Source organism: Chroococcidiopsis cubana SAG 39.79 (assembly GCF_003991895.1).
GTDB classification, from domain to species: Bacteria; Cyanobacteriota; Cyanobacteriia; order Cyanobacteriales; family Chroococcidiopsidaceae; genus Chroococcidiopsis; species Chroococcidiopsis thermalis.
This window is the reverse complement of sequence record NZ_RSCK01000156.1, coordinates 1-8382: the sequence shown is the minus strand read 5'-3', so window position 1 is coordinate 8382 and position 8382 is coordinate 1. Positions and strand designations below refer to the sequence as shown.

Annotated in this window: 8 protein-coding genes; 7 read left to right on the top strand and 1 reads right to left on the bottom strand. The window is 46.4% G+C overall.

Annotated features, from left to right (window positions below):
- The first annotated feature begins 78 nt into the window (after positions 1-78).
- The 6 genes from DSM107010_RS35525 to DSM107010_RS35505 all read left to right on the top strand — a co-directional run bounded on the left by DSM107010_RS35525 (position 79) and on the right by DSM107010_RS35505 (position 3042).
- Positions 79-540 carry an acetate and sugar kinases/Hsc70/actin family protein gene (locus DSM107010_RS35525; protein WP_181246501.1) on the top strand — a complete coding sequence of 154 codons (462 nt, stop codon included), beginning with the start codon at positions 79-81 and terminating at the stop codon, positions 538-540.
- Positions 518-946: a hypothetical protein gene (locus DSM107010_RS35520; protein WP_106169862.1), complete on the top strand. Its 429-nt coding sequence runs from the start codon at positions 518-520 to the stop codon at positions 944-946. The genes DSM107010_RS35525 and DSM107010_RS35520 overlap by 23 nt, the downstream gene beginning before the upstream one ends.
- Before the next feature lie 37 nt (positions 947-983).
- A complete protein-coding gene (locus tag DSM107010_RS35515) occupies positions 984-1565 on the top strand; it encodes a BRO1 domain-containing protein (RefSeq protein ID WP_106169860.1) in 582 nt (193 codons plus the stop codon).
- A gap of 2 nt (positions 1566-1567) precedes the next feature.
- Entirely contained in the window at positions 1568-1852 is a 285-nt protein-coding gene (locus tag DSM107010_RS35510) for a hypothetical protein (RefSeq protein WP_106169858.1), read from the top strand.
- A 70-nt stretch (positions 1853-1922) separates the two neighbouring features.
- Positions 1923-2519, top strand: coding sequence for a thrombospondin type 3 repeat-containing protein (locus DSM107010_RS39100; RefSeq protein WP_158631957.1), 597 nt, complete (start codon positions 1923-1925; stop codon positions 2517-2519).
- Positions 2452-3042, top strand: coding sequence for a DUF192 domain-containing protein (locus DSM107010_RS35505; RefSeq protein ID WP_199755979.1), 591 nt, complete (start codon positions 2452-2454; stop codon positions 3040-3042). Before DSM107010_RS39100 ends, DSM107010_RS35505 begins: the two co-directional genes overlap by 68 nt.
- 48 nt (positions 3043-3090) lie before the next feature.
- On the opposite strand, the gene DSM107010_RS35500 is transcribed toward DSM107010_RS35505, so the two are convergent.
- Complete coding sequence (locus DSM107010_RS35500) at positions 3091-7839, bottom strand: hypothetical protein (RefSeq protein WP_127025233.1); 4749 nt, start codon at positions 7837-7839, stop codon at positions 3091-3093.
- A gap of 63 nt (positions 7840-7902) precedes the next feature.
- Between DSM107010_RS35500 and DSM107010_RS35495 the strand changes: the two genes are divergently transcribed.
- The coding region (locus tag DSM107010_RS35495) for a hypothetical protein (RefSeq protein WP_199755978.1) at positions 7903-8382 on the top strand (480 nt) is incomplete at its 3' end.

Below are 8382 nucleotides of genomic sequence, written 5' to 3'. Positions count from 1 at the left end.
TGTCGAGACTGACGTAAATCTGAGTCTTGGTTTGTATTCTACCCTGATTTCACGCTCTTTCTTTACAAAGTCCCATTAGTGGAAGTTATCTGCTCCGGTTCTAAACCCAGTAAAAGGGCAGTAGCAGGACTGATACGCACTAACATGGTGGAATTGCGAGAGCAGGAGATGCAAGAAATTGCTGCGGCGATCGCGGATGCCAAGCAAGAGTATATTGCCATCCTCACCAACTGGCTGAAACAGAGGTTGCCCGATTGTCTGGATGAAATCATTGTCAATGGTGGCACTGCCCGTTACTTGCAGCCAGAGCTGACACAGTTTTTCAAGAGCCTGGGCGCTGGGGCAACCAACTGGTGCAGCTCCCTAGACGAGCGAGTTGCCAAGACATTTGGCGACCTAGTGAGAGCGCAACACCTCCAGTCCCGTTTACTAGATGCATATGGACTATTTTTCCAACTCCACAACCGACCGCTACCGCGACTGCGGGATACCGTTGAAACTGCCGAGGGAGCGCACAATGACGAAGCCAGAGTTAGCTAAACAGGGTGAAGGCAGCACCGAGCAGGTAAATTTCTCATTCCGCTGCCAACCCAAACGAGACTCCAAGTATGGAGTGTTGCTGAGTTATATCAACGAAGACAGTGCCGAGTTAACTCGTAGAGAACGGGTACTAAATGCACTCGCAGCCTTTTGGCTACCCTTCGCCTATCATCACCAGGGCGAGATTTCAGTAGAAGAACTGCAACGTCTAGCACGAAGCAGCATTTATCAGTTGCAACTGCACGTGCAATATTTGAGAGACACGTTTGAGCTTTCAAATACCGAGCCGCCAGTTTACGCCTTCGCCAAATCTGTCAGAAATTCATCTCGCCCTGCAGTAGAAAACTACGTGGAAGAAGATGATGATTGCGAAACTGAGACTGATATTGTCTCCTCCTGGCACTGAGCCAGTTCATCAACTAATGATTATTGCCTAAAAATCTATGTCGTATTCCAAGGAAGATTTGCAAACGGAGTTTAATCTCGCTCCAGATGACGTAACACAGACGCTACGTGCCTGCGGGCTATCCCTTAAAAAACGAGTTTACAGCGATCGCGAACGAGAACGGTTTGCCACTGCCCGCAAGCTGTTTGAGGAAGGGGCTGCTACCTCTTATGACGACATTGCTACGTACTTTCAGAAAGAAGGGGTGAGTGTCGATCCTGACGACAGCCAAACTGGCGACCGAGAGCCACTGGTGGAACCAAGACTTACCGCCATGCTAGAAACGCTACGCCAGGAGGCAATAGCCCAAGGATTTGAGATTGGACTTCAGCAAGCTGAGATGATGAAGCAGGTCATACCTCACGCTACTATTCTCCGCCTCCAGCAGATGATTCAAAGCGGCGAGCTGAGAACTCAGTTTGAAAGCGTATGGAGGCAAATGCAAATGCAGATGGGGGAGCCGCAATCCCTGATGTCAGAGGTAGAAGCGCACTGGCAGACGATACAGTTACCATCGTCCCCGCCTCCAACGAGCTTGCCCGAATCATTGATGGAATCATCCGACAGCGACTCATTCTAGAGTTGAAAGAAGATACGCGACGGCTGCAACTGGAGAAAAAACAACTTGCCCTGGCGGAGGAAAAGAAGGAGAAATACTGGAAAAACGTTCAGCGTTGGGGACGATTGCTCAATACCTGGGCTTGGACGATTACCTATACGGTCGTGATTTTCTCTTTGGGTGCAACATTAGGGCTAAATTTCCTACCGGATGCAATCCTGTGCCGTGACAAACAATCGCTCTGCTACATTCTGCGGCTATACGGGACAAAAACAACGCTACCACCTAGTCGCTCAGGGAAACGCTAACTACCGAGCAACAGTACGAGCGATCGCCTCTTGTTGACCAATCCCTATTCTACTCAATGGCTCGAAAATCATGGCTCCTCATAATGACCGCTTCCTACCTCCATCTCATGCCCAAAAAGTGCGCCGCCAAAAGGAACGAGAACTAGACCTCGACCTTGATGGCGACGGGCTGACAGTGCGCGAAGAACTGAAATACGGTCTTCACCCCTATGCACCTGACAGCGATGGCGACGGCATCTACGACGGCGACGAGGTTGCTAGCAATACTAATCCCAGACGCTACAACAACCTCGATCGTCCACAAGAGCAGCGCGATCGCCTCCAAGAATACGCAACCAATTGTATTAGTAAAAAAGCAGAACTAAGACAGCGCTACCTAGAACACGCCAAGCGCGTACTGGGAAGACCGCAGCTAACATATGACGAGCTTGCATCTCAAATAGCAAGCGATCGCTGGCTGGCACAAGCTCTCGATTCTCAGGTGTTGCAATCTGCTTACTCTGCCAACGAGCAAGATGCTCAATACCTGCTCTCCCAAAGCCCCTACATTCAATTTCACGCCCATGAAGCCGATTCTACGCCCGATCGCCTCCTTGACTATGCTTATGAAGTGGTGGCTACCACCAACAGCAACGTCCTCAAAACGGACGAAGACCTCTACATCTAGACGAGTGTGTTGGTTTTGTCCCCGTGACTTTGTTATTCCCATTGCTTTTGCTGGAGCCTGGTTTTGGGTAAAGATGGAACTTGCTGCTTACCGCATGTCACCCCCGCTAGAGCAGCAGGCAAAAGCCGTTGTTACCTTTCCATCGAGTGGTTCAACACTTCAACTAGAGATAGCACAAAGCGATCGTGACCGAGCAACAGGGTTAATGTATAGGCGATCGCTACCAAGGAATGCTGGTATGCTATTTCCCCTGCCTCATCCATATATACCGAAAATCTGGATGAAGCACGTCAACTTTCCGCTTGACATCATATTTATCAAGCAAGGCAAAGTTGAAAGCATTGTCCACAATGCGCCACCTTGTCTAAATTTCCATTGTCCGCTGTACAGTCCAGCAGTATCTATAGATGCGGTGCTGGAGCTTCCAGGTGGCAGAGCGGAGGAATTAAAGCTTAGGGTAGGAAGCAAGGTGGCACTTGCATCACTTCCACCGAAAGGTTCTCCATTCCAAATCCATAAATAGGGAAAGGATGGGAGGTAGTGCGATCGCATCTGCGCTCGTCCTAAAAACCTAAAGTTCTTGCTCTCGATCGATCTGTTGTTGGGTTTCCAATAAATCCTGAGCTTGAGTATAAACTTGCTCGATGTAAACTTTCCCCTTAGCTTTGTATTCTTCCTCTGGCAATGTAGCTTTCCACTCTTGCAGTCGATCGCATTGGGACAAAACTCGTCCGACTTCGTTAGCATCAGAAGATTCTTTCAGTACTAATAGTGCAACTCCTACATCCACTTCCCAATTTGAAGCATCATTAAAACCAGGATACTGACGCACTTGCCGCGATAATTGTTCGTACAGTTGCTTGCATTGCCAGCGTTGTTGTTCGATAAATTGCGATACTTGTCGCTCCTCATTTGACATTTGGTGAAGGGTAGAGTATTTACCGTTCAAAGCAGGTTTTGCAGAGCTATTGGGAATAGTTGTCGCCTCTTGGTTGGATTGCTCCTGATGGCTTCGATCTCTGGGTGCTGGGGTTACACCTGCTGCCTGAGCTGGTGCTGCATTACTGTCGAGAGTCTGGGGTTTGACAAGTTTTATCGGCTTTTGGGCAATCGGTTGCGGTCTATTGGGTAGAGAACCCAAGCGAGTGCTGTAGTTTGCAGCATCTAGAGGTGTACCTACCTTAGCCTTGAGTGCTTCCATGTCTTGAGGCTTGATGCTACTAGCGGCTAGGTAGCGGACGGCAAGTCCTTTCTTGGTTTCTATGGGAGCTTCTTGAGAGAAGACTGGGCTAAATTCAATCGAGCGCGATCGCAGCCAGTCATCTACAATTTCCACTTTGCGATCGTCAACTGCCAGTCCCACCAGTCCTAGCACTTTGTCTTCTGGGTTAGCAAATAGGATAGTAGGACGTTCTTTGATTTTCGACAGAAAAAGCTCGCTCTTTTCTATCATTGCATCTGGGGCTGCTGCAAAGGCGATCGCTCCCTTCTGCTTCGTCCAGATTTCGGGGTATTGGACTGTCGCGGGATCGACTTGGACAAAAGCATGGCTGAAATTGCTCTGTAGATTGCATTGCACCGCTACCTGCCGTCCTACTTGGAGAATACCTAACTGTTTTAAGGCTTCTTTGTCTTGCTTGTAAAACAGGACTCCTAGCGGTTTGCCATCCAAAAATATAACGTCTCTCACTTTGGCTTGTGGAACCTCAATTTGTCCGATTCTATAATCTCCATCTTGAAATTCTTCTCCTTTAAAGTCGTAATAATTAATTTTATTAATTCTCAACAAATTCCCATTAGGTGATTTCCCGATCGCGAATGCTCCTTCATGCCTGCTATCTTCGATAGTTCTAAGTTTAAGCTTTAAGAAACTACCATTATTGAGATAGTTAGCTGGTTTCAAAGTATGAATAGAATCAGCATCTAATTCTCCCAAAGTGCATTTGCCTAGTTTGATTTTTACCGTTTCGTTAGGAATCGGTACTTGACCAATTGACAGAATAACTGATTCGTTATTAAATACTTTATCGGCATGGGAGAACTTACTAATTTCTCGAATGGTGAAATCTATAGCGGGTTTGCCCACCTGGATCAGAGTTGCTTTAGCCGTGCAGGTTTCTCCAGGTAGTATGGATGCTCGTGCTTTAGTACCGATCGGCAATCTGCCAGTTCTTTGTTCCAAAACGCCGTATTCTCTGTACTCGCCATCGTTGTCTTTCACAAAAACAGCTACAGTGCCATGCTGTTCGTTTTCTATTGGACGATCGCTCTGTCCGATCTCGATTTCATATTTTTTCTCTAAGTTCCATAGCTTCTGTTGAAAGATCTCGCCTTCTTTTGCGATCCCCGTGATTTTTAGATTGGCAAACTGCAATTGGTTCAACCTTGATAAAATTTCCGATCCAAAGGCAGCAAAGACAAAATTTGACACTTTCTTTCGGGTATCTTCTTGCTGTCGTGCTTCATAATTATCTGGATTATCTGAAGCCATCTCTCGATTGGATTGGGAAATTTTAGATTTTTTCTCTAGTTCTTCTTCGCGAGTAGCAGATGCACTCCAAGCGGCAGCGGCAGCTGATAAGCGTTCTGATTCGGGAATAGCAGCGCGGAAGTTTTCGGCGATCGCGTTTGCCTGCCCGAATAGCAGTTTGATTTGACTGGGCTTGAGTTGAGGTTTGATTTCAACTAGGGTTGCTCCAATTGATGTCATACCCGCTTTCAGTTTGTAGTCAACAGCAGACTGCTGAGCGATCGTACCCACAGGGCGATACTTCGGTTGTCCGTTTTCCATTTCACCGCCAATTTGTGCTAATGCCATTAGCTTGTGCGAGCGCACTGGGGTGCGCTGTTGTTCTGGAATTTCTTCAAGTTTCAGATTTAAAGTTTGAGCATTCCAAATGAGCGGGTGTCCGTAGCGAGTCAAATTAGTAATTTCAATTTGCGCTTCACCCTTGGTTTGCACGATCGCATAGGGTCCTTGCTCGCTCTGACGGCGCTGCTCCAGTCGGTTAGCTTCGTTAAATTTCCGATCGAACTCGTGTTTGGCAAGGAGAGCAGCAAACTTTTGTTGAGGTGTAAATTCTACATCTTTAAATAGATCCTGAAATTGGACGATGGGACGAGATTCGAGTTGAGACTGTTGGAAATACTTGTTGGTTTGAGCAATGAGCAACTCGACTGGCGAATCACCTCCAGGCGCGATCGCTTCATTTAAGTAAGCAAATGGTAATTTTTTATCCTTGATATAGCTGACATCTCGGTACAAATATCTTTTATTCTCTTGAATTAATTCCATGTCAGGGGCGCGGGCGCTCTTGAACGTATCGACAGCTATTTGGTTTTGAAAGCATCCTGATTCAATCATGCTGCGGTAGATGCTGCGATTGATTGACATTGCTTGCTCTACTACCGCAGGCGTTCTATTTTGGGCTGATGCTAAGTCAACGATTTCCTTCATCCTCGCTCTATATTCTTCCCGAATCAATTTGAGATTTTTTGCATCACTTTCTCGCTCGAATAATTTCTGATAATGGTTTGCTACAGTATCTAAATACTCCGATTGTTGTTGGGAGTCACCGTAAGTTTTTAAAATCTCAATTTCCGACTCCAGGGCTTCCAGTGCGGTGACTTGATTGTTGATGACACCAACGCTAATGCTATCGGACATAAAAATGGCAATTTCTTCAAAGAGTGGTTGAGTGCCATCTGCTCTATAGAATGATTGTTTCTTCAGCTTGAGAGTAGGTGCGTAGGCGTTTTGGGGAAGGTTTCTTGCTTCGGCTTCTGCCGTCAGGTTAGGGTATAGACTTGCTAACTCTACGCCAATGCAATCGCCATCGAAGTCGCGCCCTTGGCGTTCTGATTCGGTTTCGATTGGGTCTACTTCCTGAGTTTCAATTCCTCGTGCTTTAAGTGCGGCAATTCGCGCTTGAATCCGCTGATGGTCTTCATCGTTGACTACGATGATGCCTTCTAGCGGTCTGCCGTCTGGTCCGATGTAGTCTTCGACGTGTTTGTTGAGGGATACGCACAAGCCATTGGAGTTGAGGAATGGCGAACGAAAGTTGAGAACTTTTTCACCTTCATCAAACCAAGGGACGCAGATTTCGCCATTTTTGAGTTTCTTGGAGGAAATAATCGTTCCTCGGTCGAAGCTGAGCGTGCGACCGAGGGCAATGTCGCGCCACTGTTGTTGGACAAATCGACTCAACTGGTGTTTGACTTTTTCTGTTTCTAGGAGTTGGCAGTGACCTTGCAGATCGGCTTTAATCAGCCTGTACGTAAACAAGTCATTTTTTTCGGTCTGGGAGTCATAGTCGTCTAAATTACCATTTTCTTCTAACTCTGATGTTGTCTCGGCTAGATTTGTCAGCGATCGCCTCTCATCTGCAATTGCCCTGCGTTTCTCGTATTGCTCGCAGTAGAGTTGGGCAACTTTTCTGGGATCGTCCTGAATTTGGGCAAGTCTTATCGCCTGCGCTTCCAACTCTTCGGCTATATCCTTCATTCCTTGGGGAAAAGACGCAAGAAGTTGAGAAATAGCAGTCTTACCTTGTTGGGACTGAGATTTTTCACCCAACCAAATTCTCTGGCTGTATAGTCCTGGCTGAATTTGTGGTTTGATCGGAGCGTTGGGATGATCTTTATCAGTTCCCTTGAAACTAGAAAGGGGAAGGATTAGATCAATTTTTGGTTTATTGCTGGAGCTTTCATATTTAATCCGATCCAAGCTATACGGTCGCAGCGTTCCTTTACCAAACCTATACTTGGTATCTTCTCCATCACCCTCTCGCCAGCCAAAACGGTGTTGTATAACGCTGTATTTCTCCTCTAGCTGCCTTCGAGTTAGTTTGTCATATAGTTGAGGCGAAATCTGACCGTAACAATCACCGACCAAGCGGTAGGCTACAGCATCAGGTAATATTCCTCCGTTCGCACCCGTGGCATCATCTACAACTAGGATATTGAGTTTTTCATCGATCGCGTTTTTGCAACTACCTAAAAAGATCGAACCGTAAGCACCTCTGTCTTTGCGATCGGGACAAAGTTTTTCTACCGTTTCTAGGCACTCTGGCGAACCATACAGTAGCCTTGATTGGGAGGAGAACAGTAACACCTGACCACTTGGATGATTTTTCAAGTCCTCTGGCGTACTATATTCATCCATCTGTCCAAAGGAAAACTGTCGATCGGGCAAGAAAAACTCTAGCAGTGTGTTATCCAATTCCTCCTTTAAAATTGAGTTAGGATTCTGTCGATTGCCATCGGTATGTATCCATTGGTTAAGCCGAGGATCGAAGTGGTTAAAAATAAGCACCATAAAACTGAGTTAGATTGAGTTTTTATGGAATTAAGAATGACAAGAGTTAAACGTTGGATAAATATGAATAAAAAAGAATTCAACGCTGATGGAACTCTTAAAGAAGAAGCAAAAATCCAGCTACTAGCTGAAGGATTAAGCGATGCGGCTATTGATGACTATGCGGCTGGACTCAAATCCCAGTATGAGGAATGGAAGAGACTAGACGAAACCGATCCAGAACCCTGGATAGAATATACTGCTGAAGATTTATTTTCCCAAGAGGAGAGAAAGAAATTTAACCCAGATGGCACGCTCAAGCCAGAATATGTTGAGTATGCCCGCAGTATTGGACTAGGCGAGGGATACCTGAAACAACTGGAGTTCAAGAAGAAGCTAGATGTAGAGAACTTCAACCGGATGTCTGAGACTTGGGCTGCTCGTGGTATGAATTTTGGTGAATACCAAATGCGATCGCGTCTGGGTGCGAGCGAGAGTTATGCACAGCGCCAAGAGCAGGTACGGCAAGATATTCGCAGCGGTGAAGACCTTGATTCTCTACCA

Bases quoted from the DNA above. Each gene is read 5' to 3' on its own strand.
- DSM107010_RS35520 (WP_106169862.1), top strand. From the start codon at position 518: ATGACGAAGCCAGAGTTAGCTAAACAGGGTGAAGGCAGCACCGAGCAG.
- DSM107010_RS35515 (WP_106169860.1), top strand. From the start codon at position 984: ATGTCGTATTCCAAGGAAGATTTGCAAACGGAGTTTAATCTCGCTCCA.
- DSM107010_RS39100 (WP_158631957.1), top strand. From the start codon at position 1,923: ATGGCTCCTCATAATGACCGCTTCCTACCTCCATCTCATGCCCAAAAA.
- DSM107010_RS35505 (WP_199755979.1), top strand. From the start codon at position 2,452: ATGCTTATGAAGTGGTGGCTACCACCAACAGCAACGTCCTCAAAACGG.
- DSM107010_RS35500 (WP_127025233.1), bottom strand. From the start codon at position 7,839: ATGGTGCTTATTTTTAACCACTTCGATCCTCGGCTTAACCAATGGATA.